This is a genomic window from Bacteroidota bacterium (assembly GCA_018816945.1).
GTDB lineage: Bacteria > Bacteroidota > Bacteroidia > Bacteroidales.
Window position 1 is genome coordinate 1 of record JAHIVC010000055.1, and the last position, 18623, is coordinate 18623.

The window sequence follows — 18623 nt, forward strand, 5'->3', positions numbered from 1 at the left end:
GCATCTTAGCTGTAATATGCTGACTCCTGAACAAGCACATTTAACATCAGGAAAACTAAAAAGAAGATGGAAAAACTATTATAAAAAATCAGTAACTTTAAATGTTTAATCTGTAAACTTTTTTTAGGACGACACACCCCTTGTTATGGATACTCACCAGGCAAACATCGGGAAATCACTCATCATTTTGTTTACTCTTTCTTTTACTGATTCGATTACTTTTTCATTTTCGATATCACTCAAAACTTCATCAATCAAATCAACAATCGGAGCCATATGCTCTTCTTTTAAACCACGGGTGGTGATGGCAGGTGTACCTACTCTTAATCCCGAAGTTTGAAATGGAGAACGGGTATCAAAAGGAACCATATTTTTATTTACGGTAATATCGGCTTTAACCAATGTATTTTCAACCAATTTACCGGTAATATTAGGATATTTTGTTCGAAGATCAATGAGCATTAAATGATTATCGGTACCACCGGAAATCACGTGATATCCTTTATCAACAAAGGCTTGAGCCAATACATTAGCATTCTTTTTAACTTGTTTGATGTATTCTAAGAACTCATCAGAAAGGGCTTCACCAAATGCTACGGCTTTGGCAGCAATGATATGCTCAAGCGGTCCACCTTGAATCCCGGGGAATACGGCAGAATTTAAAATGGTCGACATCATTTTAATCTCTCCTTTGGGTGTAGCAAGCCCCCATGGGTTTTCAAAATCTTTTCCCATCAAAATCATTCCACCTCTTGGACCACGAAGGGTTTTATGAGTTGTAGTTGTTACAATATGACAATAAGGTAATGGATCGTTTAGGAATCCTTTTGCGATTAATCCTGCAGGGTGAGCCATGTCGCACATTAATAATGCTCCAACTTTGTCTGCAATCTCTCTCATGCGTTTATAGTCCCAATCTCTTGAGTAAGCTGAAGCGCCCGCAATTATTAATTTTGGTTCTTCGATTAGTGCAACTTCTTCCATGTTATCGTAATCAACCAATCCATTATTTTCATTCACTTTATAGGCAACAGGATTGTATAAAATTCCGGAAGAGTTCACCGGAGAACCGTGTGATAAGTGACCACCATGTGATAAATCCATCCCCATAAAAGTATCTCCAGGTTTGAGGCATGCCAAGAACACCGCCATATTAGCCTGAGCTCCTGAATGAGGTTGAACGTTAGCGTATTCGGCTCCATAAAGTGCACATGCCCTGTCAATAGCTATTTGTTCAGTTTGGTCAACAACTTCACAACCACCATAATATCTTTTACCCGGATACCCTTCGGCATATTTATTCGTCAAAACTGAGCCCATAGCTTTTAAAACCTGCTCACTGACAAAGTTTTCTGAAGCAATTAATTCTATTCCAAACCTCTGACGATCTTCTTCATCTTTTATTAAATCGAAAATCAATTTATCTTTTTTCATAAACTACTGATTATTAGGTAATGTGACAAATAAATTAAATGGTACTTTAAAATTGCATACAAAGGTAAAAAATTAAATTTCTACTCATAACAAAAAGAGCTTATTCATAATTCGAAAAAAATTAAGTACAGTATTTTTATTCATTTCAGATAATTTCATTTACTTTAGTTGATTACTATTTAAGCCAGTAAAGAAGTAAAAATTCAGGATGATAAAATTTGACAAATTCTCTTTGCACAATGGGCTTCGGGTAATCGTTCATCAGGATCCATCAACGCCGATTGTTGCAATAAATATAATTTATGATGTGGGATCGCGTGACGAAAATCCAGACAAAACCGGATTTGCGCATCTTTTCGAACATCTGATGTTTGGTGGTTCAGTTAACATCCCAAAATATGATGAACCCTTGCAAAATGTAGGAGGTGAAAATAATGCATTTACCAATAATGATATCACAAATTACTACCTGACCCTACCAAAACAAAATATTGAAACCGCCTTTTGGCTTGAATCTGATCGTATGTTGGATCTGGCTTTCTCCAAAAAGAGTCTTGATGTTCAGCGCAATGTTGTGAGTGAAGAATTCCGACAGAATTACTTAAATCAACCTTACGGGGATGCCTGGTTAATGCTGAAACCATTGGCCTATAAGGTTCATCCTTATCGATGGCCAACCATTGGGAAAGAGATTTCGCATATAGAAAATGCAAAGATGGATGACGTTAGGGCCTTTTATAAAAAGTATTATAATCCGAATAATGCCGTTCTCGTTATAGGCGGGGATGTTGATCTTGAAAACATTAAACATCTTGCTGAAAAATGGTTCGCCCCAATTCCGAGAGGTGAAAGCTTTGTCAGAAATTTGCCCAAAGAGCCAATCCAAACAGAGGAAAGAAAACTCACCGTTGAAAGGGATGTACCGACAAACGTAATTTACAAAGCTTATCATATGAGCGGGAGGCTTGACCTTGATTATTACGCAAGCGATTTATTATCTGATATTTTATCAAACGGGGATTCATCCCGTCTTTATCAAAATTTAGTTAAAAATCAAAAATTGTTTATTGAGATTAATGCATTTTTAACAGGTGATTTTGATGAGGGCTTATTTGTCATTATCGGAAAAATTGCAAATGGAATCGATGTTAAAGTTGCTGAAAATGCAATATTGCATGAATTGGAAATTATTTGTAACAAAACGGTTGAAGAGGACGAATTAGATAAAGTTAAAATCAAAGCTGAATCATCACTCATTTTTTCGGAAGTAAATATTCTGAACAAGACAATGAACCTCGCCTATTTTGAAATACTTGGCAATGCAAATTTGATCAACCTAGAAATTGATAAATATAAAATAATCAGCGTGGATCAGATCCGGAAAATGGCAAATACAATATTTCACAAAGAGAATTGCTCAACCCTTTATTATTTAAGTAAGCAAGAATAGATGGATTTAACAATCGACCGGAAAACACAACCTGATATAAGGCCCATTAGAGCTATTGATTTGATGGAATCAGAGAATTTGAAACTAGCTAATGGGCTTCAAGTTCATTTGCTGAATTTAGGAACTCAGGATCTGGTAAAAATCGAATTGGTTTGTGAAGCCGGACTGGCATACCAAAGCAAAACACTCATTTCTTCTTTTACGAATAAAATGCTTGCAGAAGGCACCAAATCCTATTCTGCTTATGAAATTGCTGAAACTTTCGATCGGTATGGTGCTTATTATAGCACTAATATTGATAAGGATTTTGCTTCAGTTGCCTTATATTGTTTGACAAAATATCTTGATCAGGTTTTGCCCGTTTTCGCTGAAATTATTTGTGAGCCACTCTTTCCCGATAATGAGTTACAAATATTGGCGAATAAAAGCAAGCAAGAGTTCATCATTAATCTTAAAAAAGTTAAATCGCTTGCACAGTTATACTTCCCTCCTTTAATTTTTGGCAACAACCATCCTTATGGCCAAATTGCCGGCATTGACGATTTCAATAAAGTAACACATGAAGATATCAGAACTTTCTATCAAAAATCTTATCTGAATGCCGATAGCAAACTTTTTATATCAGGGAAACTTGACAAGAATATTATCGAAAAATTAAATCATACTTTGAGCCAATTTAACATCAAGTTAAATTCAAATGCAATAATGCCCGATTTCTCCTCTAATGCTAACACAGAGAAATTCAAGCAAATAAAAGTGAAGGATACATTGCAGTCGGCCATTTGGGTAGGGAAAAAAATATTCAACAAATTTCATCCCGATTTTATAGGGATGCAGGTATTAAATACGGCTTTGGGAGGATATTTTGGTTCACGCCTTATGACAAATATTAGGGAAGATAAAGGATTTACATACGGAATTGGATCTTCTATCGTATCTCACAAATATGATGGCTATCTGGCAATTCAAACTGAAGTCGGAACCAAACACACCGATGCAACGCTGACTGAAATTTATAAGGAAATTAAACTACTTCAAACCAAGCTTATCGGCACAGAAGAACTTGAACTAATCAAAAACTTCTTAACCGGTCAGTTGATCCGCAGCATGGATGGGCCGTTTGCTGTTCACGAAAAATTAAAAGCTGTTGTATTATACAATTTTGATATGCAATACTATCAACGATATATTCATGAGGTTTCAACAATTTCACCTGAAACTTTAAAACAATTGGCAAACGAACACCTTCAAAAAAACAGTTTATCTGAATTAATAGTCGGTAAATTGAAAGTGTAACTGTTTATCTTATACTCTCCTTAGGCGTTATTAACATTATTTAAGAAGCAATTTTCGGCATTTTTTTATACATTTGCACAACTTTAAATCGATTTATTATGTCTTTTGATTCAAATAAATTTATAGGCGAAGGCTTAACATATGATGATGTTTTATTAGTACCGGCCTATTCCGATATTTTACCCCGTGACGCAGATATAACCACTAGTTTTTCAAGAAATATAAAGCTTAATATCCCTATTGTTTCGGCAGCAATGGATACCGTAACTGAATCAACAATGGCTATCGCTATTGCTCAGGAAGGTGGTATTGGGGTTATTCATAAAAACATGTCAATCGAAGATCAGGCAATCGAAGTGAAAAAGGTAAAACGTGCTGAAAACGGGATGATCCTTGATCCTATAACAATAATGCCAAATATGATCGTCGCTGATGCCCTTCAGTTAATGAAAGAGTATAAAATTGGTGGGATTCCGGTTGTTAATGCGAAGAATGAATTAATTGGGATTGTGACAAACCGTGATCTCCGCTTTGAGAGAAATCTGCAAAGACTGATTTCAGATGTGATGACCAAGGAAAATTTGATCACTACTAAAGAATTTACCGATTTTGAAAAAGCAGCCGACATACTTCAGAAATATAGGATTGAAAAACTCCCTGTTGTTGACGACAACAATCGACTTGTAGGATTAATTACTTATAAAGACATTATCAAGATCAAAGCCAAGCCAAACGCTTTTAAGGATGAACGCGGCAGGCTTAGGGTTGCTGCCGCTGTTGGCACAGCCCATGACACGCTCGATCGTGTTGCTGAACTTGTTAAAGCAGGAGTTGATGCCATCGTAGTTGATACCGCCCATGGTCACTCTATCAATGTGATTAACATGGTGAAGCTTATTAAAAAGAAATTTCCAACGGTTGATGTTATTGCAGGAAATATTGCTACTGCAGAAGCTGCTGCTGCTTTAAGGGCAGTTGGTGCTGATGGAATTAAAGTAGGTATTGGTCCTGGTTCAATTTGTACAACCCGAATAATTGCCGGAGTTGGAGTTCCTCAACTTTCAGCAATTTATAATGTTGCCGGTGAGCTTAAAGATTCCGGGATTCCGGTTATAGCTGATGGTGGTATTCGTTTTACGGGAGATATTGTTAAAGCAATTGCTGCAGGTGCACATACGATCATGGCAGGTTCGTTATTTGCAGGAGTGGATGAATCACCTGGCGAAACAATCATTTTTGAAGGCAGAAAATTTAAAACATACAGAGGAATGGGATCAATCGAAGCTATGCAAAAAGGTTCAAAAGATCGCTATTTCCAGGATTATGAAGAAGATATCAGTAAATTAGTTCCTGAAGGGATCGTGGGTCGTGTACCTTATAAAGGCCTTTTAACGGAAGTTATTCATCAAATGGTTGGAGGTTTAAAAGCCGGAATGGGTTATACAGGGTCCAGTTCAATTGAGAAACTTCGGGAAGCAAAATTCATAAAAATCACACCTGCCAGTGTAATTGAAAGCCATCCGCATGATATTACAATCACCAGGGAAGCACCAAATTATAGTCGTTAATATTCGGCCATTGAATGCAGGATGAAAACAATCAGGCTTATAGCGATACTCTTTTCGTTTTTTTTTCTTTTGAATGTTCAGGCACAAAAGCGAAACAAACAAGTATTACTAAAAATTGATGACAATGAAATCACTGTTGATGAATTCCTGAAAGCTTATAATAAGAGTAACAACAATAACATTGACTACCCAACAACCACCATCAACGATTATCTTGATTTGTATATCAATTACCGATTAAAGGTAATTGAAGCCAAATCATTAAAGATGGACACCATCAGCAGGCTTAAAGAAGAGCTTGATGGTTATGCAAAAAAATTAGCTGAGCCTTATCTTTTTGATCAAAAAATAAATAACGATTTACTAAATGAAGCATACCAAAGATTATTAATTGATGTTCGGGTAAGTCATATTTTAATTGCTTGTGCCGAAAATGCAAATCCATCAGACACCTTGAAAGCATACCAAAAAATAATCGACCTTAAGAAAAGGGCAATCAATAATGAGTCATTTGAACAGCTTGCTGCCCAATATTCTGATGATTTATCAGCTCGTGACCAAACGGATGACAAAGGTCGAATCATAAAAAAAGGCAATGCAGGTGATCTCGGTTACTTCTCGGTATTTGATATGGTTTATCCCTTCGAAAATGCTGCATATGGAACATCATTGGGTAGCGTAAGCGATCCGATCCGTACACGTTTTGGCTATCACCTGGTAAAAACAACCGATAGACACGAAGCATTAGGGAATGTATCAGTTGCGCATCTTTTTCTGGCGAACAATACTACAATCAATGATCAGAACAGTCAGAAAGATAAAATATTTGAGATATATAAAAGACTAAATCAAGGAGAAAATTTCGAAAAGCTTGTTTTTGATTATTCTGAAGATCGCACAACAAAAACGAATAAGGGGATTTTGCCGACTTTAGGCGCAAATCAAATGGTTCCATCTTTTTATTTGGCCATTTTTTCAATTGATAACATTGGAGGATATTCTGAACCAATACAAACCCCTTATGGCTGGCACATCATAAAACTAATCGAGCGCAACAGGTATGGAAGTTTCGAGGATGAAAAAAATGTACTCACAAATGAACTGATAAAAGATAGCCGTTCACAAATAAGCAAAACAGCAAAACTTAATCGTTTTAAAAATGAGCTTGGTATAAAATTGTTTTCTAAAGCAAAAGACGAATTGTTTTCAGTAATTGACTCAAGTATACTGAATGGAAATTGGGATTTATCAAGGGCAAAAGGGTTTAATCAAAATCTTTTGAAGATTGGCAAACAATATAAAACCCAGTTCGATTTTGCCGAGTACATTAATAATAATCAGGTTAATAATTCGTCCCCGAACCTTATGTTGCTTTACGATAAGCTTTATCATGATTTTGTAAATATGGTTTGTGAACAGTATTTTTATGATCATCTTACCGATACTCAACCTGAATATAGTGAAATAATGGAAGAATACCGCAACGGGGTTTTACTTTTTGAGCTGATGGAGGAAAAAATCTGGAAAAAATCAATGAGTGATGAAAAGGAGCTAAATGAATTTTTCAACCAAAATCAATTAAAATATTCCGACTCTGAATTTAAAGAAGTTAAAGGACTTGTAATCTCCGATTACCAAAGGTATTTGGAGGACAACTGGATCAAAGAACTAAAAAACAAATATTCAATTTCAATCAATAAAAAAGCATTATCACCAATATTATAGATGGATAAGAAAGTATTTCAATTAATTGTTGCTTTGGTGCTTATATCGTCGGCTTGCTCCGATAAAAACAGTACATCTGAGGGAAACGTCCTGGCAAGAGTCGGGGAATATTATCTTTATGAAAATGATTTGAAAGGATCCCTTCCACAAAATATTGCAGCAAAGGACAGCCTCACTTTGGCCAAAAATTTTATTAATATCTGGGTTCGTGAGAAATTGTTATTGGTTCAAGCTGAAAAAAATCTCACACCTGAGCAGATGAATTTCGATAAACAGATTGAAACTTATCGGAATTCCCTGATCATTTATCAATACGAGGCTTTATTAATCAGTCAGCAAATTGATAATGATGTAGCTGAATATGAAATTGAAGATTATTACGAAAGGAACAAGGATAATTTTAAACTCCGACAAAGTATTGTGAAAGCAGATTATGTAATCATCGATGTCAATTCTCCCCATGTAAAGAAAATCAAAACTTTTCTTCAATCAAATAACATGAATTTGGTTGATTCATTGGAAACTTACTGCCAATTATATGCTGATCGATATTTGATAGATCAGAATCAGTGGATGTCGTTCAACGACCTACTAAATATCATCCCAATTCAAACCTTTAATCAGGAATCATTTCTACAAAACAACCGTTTTGTAGAGATTAGTGACAACAGCAAACAATATTTCGTGAAATTTTTAGCCTACAGTATTAAAGATCAAATTTCACCTTTGACATTCGAAAGAGAAAATATTAAAAATATTATACTTAACAAACGCAAAATAGAATTAATAAACAAGATGCATAATCAATTGTTTGAAGATGCGTTAAATAGTGATATTGTAGAAATATATTAATTACATTTACACCGAAAAGAAACAGGATAATGACAAAAAAAATAAACGTGAAAAAAATCATGAAAATAAGCTTGATCAATATAGTATTAACCATTCTTATATTGGTTACCGTAAAATCATATTCACAAGAAGAAATTGTAGTTGATGAGATTGTAGCAGTTGTGGGAAAACATATCGTTTTAAAATCAAATATTGAAACCCAGTATTTACAATATAGAATGCAGAACGGAATTACGGGTTCTGAATCAACTATTAAATGTTCAATAATTGAAAATCTACTTTATGAAAAACTTTTGCTCTTTGCAGGCGATGTAGACAGTATTGACGTAGCTGAAAACGAGATTAATCAATCGCTTGATATGAGATTACGCTATTATGTAAATCAGTTTGGATCGGAAGATAAAATGGCTGAATATTATCATAAACCTCTTGAAAAAATAAAAGAAGAACTCAGGGAGATTGTTAAAGAACAATTGATTTCTCAAAAAGTAAGTAATGAAATTACCAAAGGGATAACAATAACACCCTCGGATGTCAGAGCATTTTTTAGAAAAATACCAAAAGATTCAATACCAACTATAAATCCAATTGTTGAAATTGATCAGATTGTTAGAATTCCTCCTATAAGTAAAGAGTATAAAAAGAGTGTGTATGACCGTTTAAATGGTTTACGCGAACGAATTTTGAAAGGTGAGAAATTTGAAACTTTGGCCATTCTTTATTCTGAAGATCCGGGTTCAGCAAAAAAAGGAGGAGAATTAGGTTTAACCAAGCGAGGAGCCTGGTATCCCGAATTTGAAGCTACTGCATTTTCACTCAAACAGGGTGATATTTCAAATATAATTGAAACTGAAGCCGGATATCATATTGTTCAATCTATCAACCGAAGAGGAGAATTTGTTAATGTTCGACATATACTGCTTATGGTCAAGCCATCTCCAGAAGATCTTGTAAGTGCCGCAAGTTTTATCGACAGTATAGCTACCCTGATCAAATCTGATTCTATTACCTTTGAGAATGCTGTTCTCCGCTTCTCCGATGATCCCAATAGGATTAATTTGGGTGCAGTAGTTAACCCAAATACGCTTTCAAGTACATTTGATATTAGTGAGCTTGAACCGGCGGTTGCATTTGTAGTTGAGAAAATGGCAATTGGGGATATTTCAGCGCCCATATCCCATAAAACGGATGACGGAAAGGCTGCTTATAAAATAATCCGGTTAAAATCGCGTACCGATGCTCATGTTGCCTCTCTTACTGATGATTATGATATAATTCAAAGATGGGCTTTACAGGATAAGAACGAAGGTGTGATTTCAGAATGGATCAAAGATAGAATATCTACCACTTATATTCGTCTTGATAAAGAATACCAAGGATGTGAATTCGAACATAAATGGCTATAAACAACCTATTCATAGAATTTAAGAATGTCTTTATCTATATTAAATCCATATTAACAATTCTTAAGAAAGAATATTCCTAATTTCGTGTCATAATACCGATAAATAAACAATCAATAACTTAAATTAAGATTTATTTCTTTTGCTGAAATTTTTATAAAATGAAAAAAAACAATATTATTTTTCTTTCAATTGCAGCTGTGATCATCATTGTGATTATTTGGTCTGCCGCCGGTTCAGATACTTCTGTAATAGATACGGTCAAGGTACCTGTTTCATTTGGAACATTTGAGATTAGTGTATCAACCACAGGTGAACTCGAAGCTAAAAACAGTGAAAAAATCATGGGGCCTCAAAATATTAGAAATGTAAGAATGTTTAACATTAAAATTGAAAGTATAGTTCCGGATGGTACAGTGGTAGATTCGGGTGACTGGGTTGCAACTTTGGACCGTACGGAGTTAGAAGGCAGGATCAAAGACAGGGAAACCGAACTTGAACAACTTGCATCTACCTATATCAAAACACAGCTTGACACATCGTTAGAATTAAGGAATGCCCGAAATGAGCTCATTAACCTCAAGTTCAACATGGAAGAAATCAAGATAGAACTCGACTTATCGATTTACGAGCCCCCTTCAACCATCAGGCAACTCAATATCAATTTGGACAAAGCACAACGTTCCTATGACCAAGCCGTTCAAAATTATTCGCTCATACTGGAAAGGGCTAAAGCTAATATGGTAAGTGTTGAATCGGAAAGAAAAAAGGAAACACGTGATTATCATGAAATGTTAGACGTTTTAAAACAATTTACAGTTACTGCTCCAAAATCAGGAATGGTAATTTATAAAAGAAACTGGGACGGAACTAAACTTGGGGTTGGTGGCTCAATTAACGCGTGGGATCCGGTTGTTGCTACACTTCCAAACTTATCTAAAATGATCACAAAAACTTATGTTAACGAAATTGATATCAGTAAAATAAAAGAAAAACAAAAAGTCATCATTGGAGTTGACGCCTTCCCTGATAAAAGTTATTCAGGTTCAGTTATTGAAGTTGCAAATATTGGAGAACAATTAAAAAATACAAATGCAAAAGTATTTGAGGTTGTAATAGATGTTAATGAATACGATACAATTCTTCGTCCAGCAATGACGACTAAAAATAAAATCATAACCAACACCATCGACAGTGTCTATTTTATCCCGATCGAAGCAGTACAAAATCAGGATAGTATGACTTTTGTATACACGAGAAACACCAAAAAGCAAGTGGTAATCGGAGAATCAAATGATAACGAAGTTATTATAAGGGCAGGATTGGATGAAAGAGACGAAGTATACTTGTTGCCACCTGAAAATGCTGATACATATAAATTTGTTAAATTAGATACCTCCATTGTAAATAAAATAATACGAGAGGATGAAGCATTAAAAAAACAAGTGCCACAATCATCCGATAATGAGTTCGAGGTTTTCAAGAAAAATTTGCCTGAACAGTTCAAAAACAGAAGCGATGAAGAGCTCCGTAAAATGTTCGACCGTATGAAGGAAAATGGGATGGATCCAACTAAAATGAATTTACGTCAAGGGGGGCAAAGACAAGGTGGACAACGGCCAGGTGGAAATTAAAAAAGTAGAAATCCAAATTAGGGTTATAGGTAACACAACTAATTTTTAAAATAAAAATTTTGGAACGTTATATTCAAATATTAATTATAGCCTTTGAGGCTGTGATGGCTAACAAATTCAGGTCGATATTGACTGCGCTGGGAATTATATTTGGTGTTGCGGCTGTAATCACCATGATGAGTATTGGAAATGGGGCCCGTCAGGAAATTCTCGATCAAATAAAAATGGTTGGTGTAAATAATATTGTAATCACTCCCATTATTGATTATTCGGCTACTGGAGACACGGAAGGTGAGGCAGGTAAATCCGCAAAAAACCAATTTTCTCCCGGACTTACACTGAAAGATGCAGAAAGCATTAAAGAGATTATCCCTACAGTAAAACGTGTAAGCCCGGAAGTAACTTACGAAACAGAAATTGTAAAAAACGCCAAAAGAAGTTCTGCTTCATTAAACGGAATAACAGCAGATTTCTTCTCAGTCTATAATTTAAAAATGCAGGAGGGAAGTTTTTTTAGTACCGAACACTATCGAGAAGGAAGCTCTGTATGCATCATAGGCCCATCAATCAAAGCACGTTTTTTCCCCCAGGAAAACCCTATTGGAAAAACAATTAAATGTGGCCAAATATGGTTAACTGTAGTTGGCATCTTAGAAACACAGAAATTTAGCCAGAATACATCCAAGGATCTCGGCATATCCGATTATAACGAAAACATATACGCCCCACTTCAAACCTTACTGTTAAGATATCAGGACAGAAGTATTGCCTTAAAAAGCCAGGTGAATGCATCAGTGATGGTTATGGGAGGCGGAGGCGGCCGCAATGAAATTGTAGTATCTGCTAGTTCTTCAGGCGGAAATAGCACAGCTAACACCAATCAGTTGGATAAATTAATTGTTCAGGTTGATGAATCGGACCAGTTGGACATAACCACAAGTATCATCAATAAATTACTTCTTCGACGCCACCAAGGGGTTCAGGATTTTGAACTTAAAGTTCCTGAATTATTACTTAAACAGGAACAAAGAACAAAAGATATTTTCAACATCGTTCTTGGGGCAATCGCAAGTATTTCTTTAATTGTTGGTGGAATTGGAATTATGAATATCATGCTCGCATCTGTAATGGAACGGATTCGTGAAATTGGGGTAAGAATGGCTACAGGAGCCCGTAAAAAAGATATCATTCTTCAATTTTTGTCCGAAGCAACAATTATAAGTGTTTCCGGTGGCTTGATAGGAATATTATTAGGGGTTTTACTCTCAAAAGGCATTATGCAAGCAACCGATATTCTAACTATAATTTCTTGGGATTCAGTATTAGTTTCCTTCGGGGTTTCTGCTACAGTAGGGATTCTTTTTGGATATATGCCGGCAAAAAAAGCTTCCGATCAAGATCCTGTTACTTCACTTCGCCATGATTAAGTCTGAACGTTTTAGAATGGAACTATTTTAATTAATCGTGAATTAACTAAAGATTGACATTTTTATAATTTACTAATTATCTGGAAAATTAAACATTTTACATCATGAATAAAAAAATCCTTGTTTTCAATTTAATCATTTTGTTACTGGCTATACCCGTGACAAATATGATGGCACAACCTAGCCCTCTGACTAAGGCAAACTATCATTTAGCCGAAAGGTTTTCTCCTGAAAAACTTAAGAAAATGGTATTCAGCACAGGTGTTAATCCAAACTGGCTTTCGACAGGTGACCGTTTTTGGTATTCATACGAAACCTCTGATGGAATAAATTTTTATATTGTTGATCTTGATAAAAAAACAAAAAGCCCATTATTCGACAATCACAATATGGCTCGAATGATTACACTTATAACCAAAGATCCTTATGATTATCAGCATCTTCCGGTCATTAAACCAAAATTTAAAAAAGGTGACACCGTTTTTCAATTTGATGTGACCAGTACTCAGGATGAAGAAATTAAGGCAGATACAGTATCAGATGGAAAAGATAAGAAGAAAATAGAAAAGGATAAAAAAACCAAGAAAAAAATTTTCCATTTCGAATATAATATTTTGACCGGACAATTATATGAAATAAAAGACTGGAAAGAAGAAAAAGAAGATCCCAGATGGGCTAATATTTCACCTAACGGAGAATATGTAATTTTTGCACGCGATTATAATCTTTTTTGGATGGATAAAGAAAATTATTTGAAAGCCAAAGTAGAAGAAGATGATAAAAAAGATTCTACAATTGTTGAGCATCAGTTAACCAAGGATGGTGAACAATACTATCCTTATGGTGGAGGTTACACTGCAAGCTTTAATGAAACAGAAAAAAAAGCAAAAGAAGAATCAGCTAAACGACAAGGTGCAAGAGTTATATGGTCACCCGATTCAAAAAAGTTTGCGTTAGAGCGCACCGATTCAAGAAAAGTAAAAGAACTATGGGTCATTAATAGCATTGCTGAACCGCGCCCAACAATAGAAACTTATAAATATCAATTACCCGGTGAGGAAGAAGCTCCTCAGGACGAGTTATGGGTATTTGATATGGATAAAAAAGAAGGAAAAAAATACAAAGTCGAAGCTTTTAAAGATCAAACTATTAGTGTTGAAACTGCCAATCTGTCGAACAAAGAACGAATCCCTGATTATGTTCCGACAATTTGGTTATCTAAATCTTCCAACAAAATATATTTTAACAGGATTAGCCGAAATCTTCACAAAAATGATTTCTGTGTTTTAAATCTTGACAATGGTGAAGTTAAAGCTTTGATTGATGAAAGGATGAACACCTATGTTGAAACAAAATCGGTTCACCTTGTAGATAACGGCAATGAAATAATTTATTGGTCTGAAAGAGACGGATGGGCACATTTATATCTATTTGATGGCAATGGAAAACTAAAAAATCAGATAACAAGTGGTCCATGGCATTGCGAAGATGTTATTAAAGTGGATGAAAAAAGCAGGGTTATTTATTTTGTAGCTAATGGTCGTGAAGTTGATGAAGATCCATACTATCAGCATTTATATAAAGTTAACTTTGACGGAAGCGGATTACAGCTTTTAAATAAAGGCAATTATACCAGTACCGGTTTGGTTGGTTTTCGTGGAAGCAATGCAATGAGTGATACCTACCGATATTTTGTAAATAATTATTCAAGAGTTAATACAATTCCAAAATCAGAGATTAGAGACAATGCCGGTCGTTTAGTAATGGATCTTGAAACAGCTGACTTAAGGAATTTATTTGCTGCCGGTTATCAATTCCCAGAAATTTTTAAGGCTAAAGCTGCCGATGGAATCACAGATCTATATGGAGTTATGTACAAACCTTTTAATTTTGATTCAACCATTAAATACCCAATGATCCAGTATGTTTATCCTGGTCCACAAACTGAAGCAGTAAATTCTTCATTCTCTGCCCGAATGGATAATACAGACCGCCTGGCTCAATTAGGATTTATCGTTATCACCATAGGAAATAGAGGCGGACACCCTGCCAGGTCAAAATGGTACCACAATTATGGTTATGGCAATTTAAGAGATTACGGATTGGCAGATAAAAAATATGTTGCCCAACAATTAGCCGATAAGTATAATTATATCGATATTAACAAAGTAGGGATCACTGGTCATTCGGGTGGCGGATTCATGTCAACTGCAGCCTTGTGCCAATATCCCGATTTCTTTAAAGTAGCTGTTTCCTCCTCAGGAAATCATGAAAATAACATTTATAACCGTTGGTGGAGCGAAAAACACCATGGTGTAAAAGAATTGATCGAAAAGGAAAATGAAATCAAATTCGTTTACGAAATTGAAAAAAATTCACAATTGGCCAAAAATCTTAAAGGGAAATTATTGCTGACAACAGGTGATATTGACAATAATGTTCACCCGGGTAATACCATTCGCATGGCCAATGCTTTGATAAAAGCGAATAAACGATTTGATTTCTTTAATTTCCCTGGACAAAGGCATGGTTACGGTGATCAATCCGAATATTTTTTCTGGCTCAAAGCAGATTACTTCTGCCAGTATTTGATTGGGGATTCTTCTATCAGCACCGATATTTTCGAAATGAACAGAGAATTTAAAACGTCTCCTAGCAAAACAGAAAGTAAATAATAAATAAATGGCCTTATTATTTCAAATAAGGCCATTTATTTAGTTTGCCTGCTTACAAAAATATTGAGAAAATCGACTTTGATTTAACATAGAATTTATTACGAATAAAAATACATCTAATGATGAAATACTTCTTAATCTTTTTAATAAGCATTCAGTCACTGATCCTCGTTGCTCAAACTGAAGTTAACCGATTAACTTTGGATGATGTCCTGTACATTGCAAAACAACAATCACCTGATGCTTTAATTGCCAAGCATAGGTTTCGCAGAAGCTATTGGCAATATAGGTCCTTTAAGGCTTCAAACTTACCGGCAATAAGTTTGAGCGGTACTTTACCCAATATTAACCATTCAATCACAGACATTACTTTGCCTGATGGAACAGAAGACTATGTAAGCCAAAATTTTACAAAATACTCACTTGATATGTCAGTAAGACAAAGAATTGGTCTTACAGGTGGTCAAATATTTTTAACTTCCGGACTTAGGCGAAATGATAACGTTTTTGGAGATAATAAAAGTACAGCTTATAATTCTACTCCGATTAATATTGGCTATAGTCAACCCCTTTTCCAATATAATTCATTTAAATGGGATCGAAAAATTGAACCGATGATCTATGATGAAGCAAGTAAAATTTATATTGAGAATGTTGAACAAGTATCACTTACAGCTATAAACCATTTTTTCAACTTACTTGCGGCCCAAATTCAAAAAGAAATTGCGAAGAAGAATTTATACAGTTATGATACACTATATAACATTGCAAAAGGCAGGTACCAGCTTGGAAAAATTGCAGAAAATGAGTTGCTTCAACTCGAATTAAATTTATTAAGGGCCCAAGGAGCGCAAGAAAATGCGCAATTGGATTACGAGAATGTGTTGTTCATTCTTAAATCATTCTTAAGAATAAAATCGGACGCGATTATTGAATTAATCCCTCCTGCTGAAACTTTTCATTTTGATATAGACATTGATAAAGCAATAAAAGAAGCTAAGGAAAACACTTCAACTGCACTGGCATTTGATCGGAGACTACTAGAGGCTGAATCTGATGTTAATAAAGCAAAGATGGATGGACGAATAGATGCTACACTTAATGCGGTTTATGGACTCACTCAGACTGCTGAATCGGTAAGAGGATCATACACTAATCCGCTGGAACAACAGCAATTATCACTCGGAATTACAATTCCTATTTTAGATTGGGGTAAAGCCAGGGGCCAAATCAAAATGGCCGAATCAAGTGCCGAATTAACACGTACTTCTATTGAACAGGAGAGAATAGATTTTGAACAGAATATTTATTTGAAGGTGATGCAATTTGCAATGCAAAAAAATCAATTGATGATCGCAGCAAAATCAGATACTGTTGCTCAAAAACGTTATGAAGTAACTCAACAGAGATATTTGATTGGAAAAGTTAATGATGTATTGGAACTCAACAATGCTCAGATTGACAACGACAATGCCAGAAAATCCTATTATCAATCGCTTCAAACCTATTGGACCAATTACTTTACGATCAGAAAACTGACCTTATATGATTTCAAGAACAATAAAAAAATTGAATTCAATATAAGTGAAGTTGAATAAGTTAAGCAACTATTTTTCAATTTAGAAATATTATAAATAAATAAAATTTTATATATTTGCATTTAAATTGAAAATTAAACCTTAAAAATTAAATGAAAAAATGGCTGTATTAGTAGGTAAAAAAGCACCTTTATTTGAAGCAGATGCCGTTGTTAACGGAGGTGAATTTGTAGAAAGATTCTCTTTGGAGCAATTTATTGGCAAAAAACATGTTGTATTTTTCTTTTATCCACTTGATTTCACTTTCGTTTGTCCCACTGAAGTAATTGCATTTCAAGATAAAATAGAAGAATTTGAAAAAAGAAACGTTGCCGTGGTTGGCTGTTCAGTTGATTCAAAATTTTCACATCGGGCATGGCTAAATACTGAAAAAAACAATGGCGGTATTAAAGGAGTTAAATTTCCTTTGGTATCTGATTTATCAAAAACCATTTCTGAAAATTACGATGTTTTAGCCGGTGAATATGATTATACCGACGATGGAGAACTTGAATTTGACGGAGATGCTGTTGCATATCGCGGATTATTTTTGATTGATAAACAAGGGGTTGTTCGCCATCAGGTAGTCAATGATCTTCCATTAGGCCGTAGTGTTACCGAAGCCTTAAGAATGGTTGATGCATTGCAATTTTTCGAAGAAAATGGCGAAGTTTGCCCTGCAGACTGGCATGCAGGAGACGAAGGAATGAAAGCAACTGCAGAAGGTGTTGCAAAATATCTTTCAAAATAAATAGGATCTAAAACTTTTATCATATAAAAAAGCCCTTTTTCAAGGGCTTTTTTATTCCAGTTTTTTTGCTTCTTCCCAGTATACATCCATTTCAGCTAAGCTCATTTCGCGCAATGATTTACCAAGTTTCTTTGCATGTTCCTCTAAATACTGAAATCGGGATTTAAATTTTTTATTCGTGCGTTCCAAAGCATCTTCAGGGTTAATTTCCAGAAAACGGGCATAATTAACCAATGCAAATAACAAATCGCCCAATTCACTTTCCATTCTTTCCTTACTGCCCTTATTGTCGACTTCAGATTTTAGTTCGTTTAACTCCTCTATAACCTTTTCCCATACCTGTTCGGGCTTTTCCCAATCGAACCCAACTCCCCTGGCCTTTTCCTGCATACGGTATGCTTTTACAAGAGGAGGAAGTGATAATGGTACCCCTTCAAGAACTGATTTATATCCCCCTTTAAGTTTGAGGCTTTCCCAATTATCCTTTACCTCTTCAGCATTTTTCACTTTAATATCTCCAAAAATATGAGGATGACGATAGATTAATTTCTCAGAAATTGAGCTTAAAACATCTGTGATATTAAAAGCATTATGCTCTTCTCCAATTTTTGCATAAAAAACAAGATGTAACATTAAGTCACCTAATTCCTTTTTTATACCATCCAAATCCTTATCTAAAATAGCTTCAGAAAGTTCATAGGTTTCTTCGATGGTGAGGTATCTTAAACTCTCAAGGGTTTGCTCCTTATCCCAAGGACATTTAGCCCTTAGTTCATCCATAATATCAAGCAATCTCTTGAAAGCCAATAAACGTTCATCCAACATATTTTG

General features: G+C 35.1%; 13 protein-coding genes. 11 read left to right on the plus strand and 2 right to left on the minus strand.

All coding sequences use genetic code 11. From position 1 onward, the window contains the following. Positions 1 to 153 precede the first annotated feature (153 nt). Positions 154 to 1434 carry a serine hydroxymethyltransferase gene (locus tag KKG99_08280; protein MBU1012990.1) on the minus strand — a complete coding sequence of 427 codons (1281 nt, stop codon included), beginning with the start codon at positions 1432 to 1434 and terminating at the stop codon, positions 154 to 156. A gap of 208 nt (positions 1435 to 1642) precedes the next feature. Here KKG99_08280 and KKG99_08285 point away from each other — a divergent pair, with 208 nt between their 5' ends. From KKG99_08285 to KKG99_08335, 11 genes are all read left to right on the plus strand, one after another. Then, on the plus strand, positions 1643 to 2884 hold the full coding sequence (locus tag KKG99_08285) for an insulinase family protein (protein ID MBU1012991.1): 1242 nt from the start codon (positions 1643 to 1645) through the stop codon (positions 2882 to 2884). Further along, positions 2885 to 4180, plus strand: coding sequence for an insulinase family protein (locus KKG99_08290; GenBank protein MBU1012992.1), 1296 nt, complete (start codon positions 2885 to 2887; stop codon positions 4178 to 4180). It begins immediately after the preceding gene. A 98-nt stretch (positions 4181 to 4278) separates the two neighbouring features. Further along, a complete protein-coding gene (gene guaB, locus KKG99_08295) occupies positions 4279 to 5748 on the plus strand; it encodes an IMP dehydrogenase (protein MBU1012993.1) in 1470 nt (489 codons plus the stop codon). 21 nt (positions 5749 to 5769) lie between these two features. Continuing rightward, positions 5770 to 7473: a peptidylprolyl isomerase gene (locus KKG99_08300; protein MBU1012994.1), complete on the plus strand. Its 1704-nt coding sequence runs from the start codon at positions 5770 to 5772 to the stop codon at positions 7471 to 7473. Next, entirely contained in the window at positions 7474 to 8325 is an 852-nt protein-coding gene (locus tag KKG99_08305; protein MBU1012995.1) for a hypothetical protein, read from the plus strand. Between the two features lie 29 nt (positions 8326 to 8354). Next, positions 8355 to 9731, plus strand: coding sequence for a peptidylprolyl isomerase (locus tag KKG99_08310; protein ID MBU1012996.1), 1377 nt, complete (start codon positions 8355 to 8357; stop codon positions 9729 to 9731). 158 nt (positions 9732 to 9889) lie between these two features. After that, entirely contained in the window at positions 9890 to 11362 is a 1473-nt protein-coding gene (locus KKG99_08315; GenBank protein MBU1012997.1) for an HlyD family efflux transporter periplasmic adaptor subunit, read from the plus strand. Between the two features lie 104 nt (positions 11363 to 11466). Continuing rightward, entirely contained in the window at positions 11467 to 12789 is a 1323-nt protein-coding gene (locus tag KKG99_08320; protein MBU1012998.1) for an ABC transporter permease, read from the plus strand. A gap of 104 nt (positions 12790 to 12893) precedes the next feature. After that, the gene (locus KKG99_08325; protein MBU1012999.1) at positions 12894 to 15464 is read left to right on the plus strand and encodes a S9 family peptidase; all 2571 of its coding nucleotides are present in this window, start codon (positions 12894 to 12896) and stop codon (positions 15462 to 15464) included. Positions 15465 to 15583: 119 nt separating this feature from the next. Then, on the plus strand, positions 15584 to 17062 hold the full coding sequence (locus KKG99_08330; GenBank protein ID MBU1013000.1) for a TolC family protein: 1479 nt from the start codon (positions 15584 to 15586) through the stop codon (positions 17060 to 17062). A gap of 100 nt (positions 17063 to 17162) precedes the next feature. Further along, positions 17163 to 17792 (plus strand): peroxiredoxin, encoded by a 630-nt coding sequence (locus tag KKG99_08335; protein ID MBU1013001.1) that lies wholly within the window; start codon positions 17163 to 17165, stop codon positions 17790 to 17792. Between the two features lie 51 nt (positions 17793 to 17843). On the opposite strand, the gene mazG is transcribed toward KKG99_08335, so the two are convergent. Further along, on the minus strand, positions 17844 to 18617 hold the full coding sequence (gene mazG / locus KKG99_08340; protein ID MBU1013002.1) for a nucleoside triphosphate pyrophosphohydrolase: 774 nt from the start codon (positions 18615 to 18617) through the stop codon (positions 17844 to 17846). Between the last annotated feature and the right edge of the window lie 6 nt (positions 18618 to 18623).

What these genes read in the sequence shown, in the direction of transcription:
- mazG (MBU1013002.1), bottom strand. Translation starts at nt 18,617, where the DNA reads ATGTTGGATGAACGTTTATTGGCTTTCAAGAGATTGCTTGATATTATG.
- KKG99_08335 (MBU1013001.1), top strand. Translation starts at nt 17,163, where the DNA reads ATGGCTGTATTAGTAGGTAAAAAAGCACCTTTATTTGAAGCAGATGCC.
- KKG99_08315 (MBU1012997.1), top strand. Translation starts at nt 9,890, where the DNA reads ATGAAAAAAAACAATATTATTTTTCTTTCAATTGCAGCTGTGATCATC.
- KKG99_08310 (MBU1012996.1), top strand. Translation starts at nt 8,355, where the DNA reads ATGACAAAAAAAATAAACGTGAAAAAAATCATGAAAATAAGCTTGATC.
- KKG99_08325 (MBU1012999.1), top strand. Translation starts at nt 12,894, where the DNA reads ATGAATAAAAAAATCCTTGTTTTCAATTTAATCATTTTGTTACTGGCT.
- KKG99_08320 (MBU1012998.1), top strand. Translation starts at nt 11,467, where the DNA reads ATGGCTAACAAATTCAGGTCGATATTGACTGCGCTGGGAATTATATTT.
- KKG99_08280 (MBU1012990.1), bottom strand. Translation starts at nt 1,434, where the DNA reads ATGAAAAAAGATAAATTGATTTTCGATTTAATAAAAGATGAAGAAGAT.
- KKG99_08300 (MBU1012994.1), top strand. Translation starts at nt 5,770, where the DNA reads ATGAAAACAATCAGGCTTATAGCGATACTCTTTTCGTTTTTTTTTCTT.
- KKG99_08290 (MBU1012992.1), top strand. Translation starts at nt 2,885, where the DNA reads ATGGATTTAACAATCGACCGGAAAACACAACCTGATATAAGGCCCATT.
- KKG99_08330 (MBU1013000.1), top strand. Translation starts at nt 15,584, where the DNA reads ATGATGAAATACTTCTTAATCTTTTTAATAAGCATTCAGTCACTGATC.
- guaB (MBU1012993.1), top strand. Translation starts at nt 4,279, where the DNA reads ATGTCTTTTGATTCAAATAAATTTATAGGCGAAGGCTTAACATATGAT.
- KKG99_08305 (MBU1012995.1), top strand. Translation starts at nt 7,474, where the DNA reads ATGGATAAGAAAGTATTTCAATTAATTGTTGCTTTGGTGCTTATATCG.
- KKG99_08285 (MBU1012991.1), top strand. Translation starts at nt 1,643, where the DNA reads ATGATAAAATTTGACAAATTCTCTTTGCACAATGGGCTTCGGGTAATC.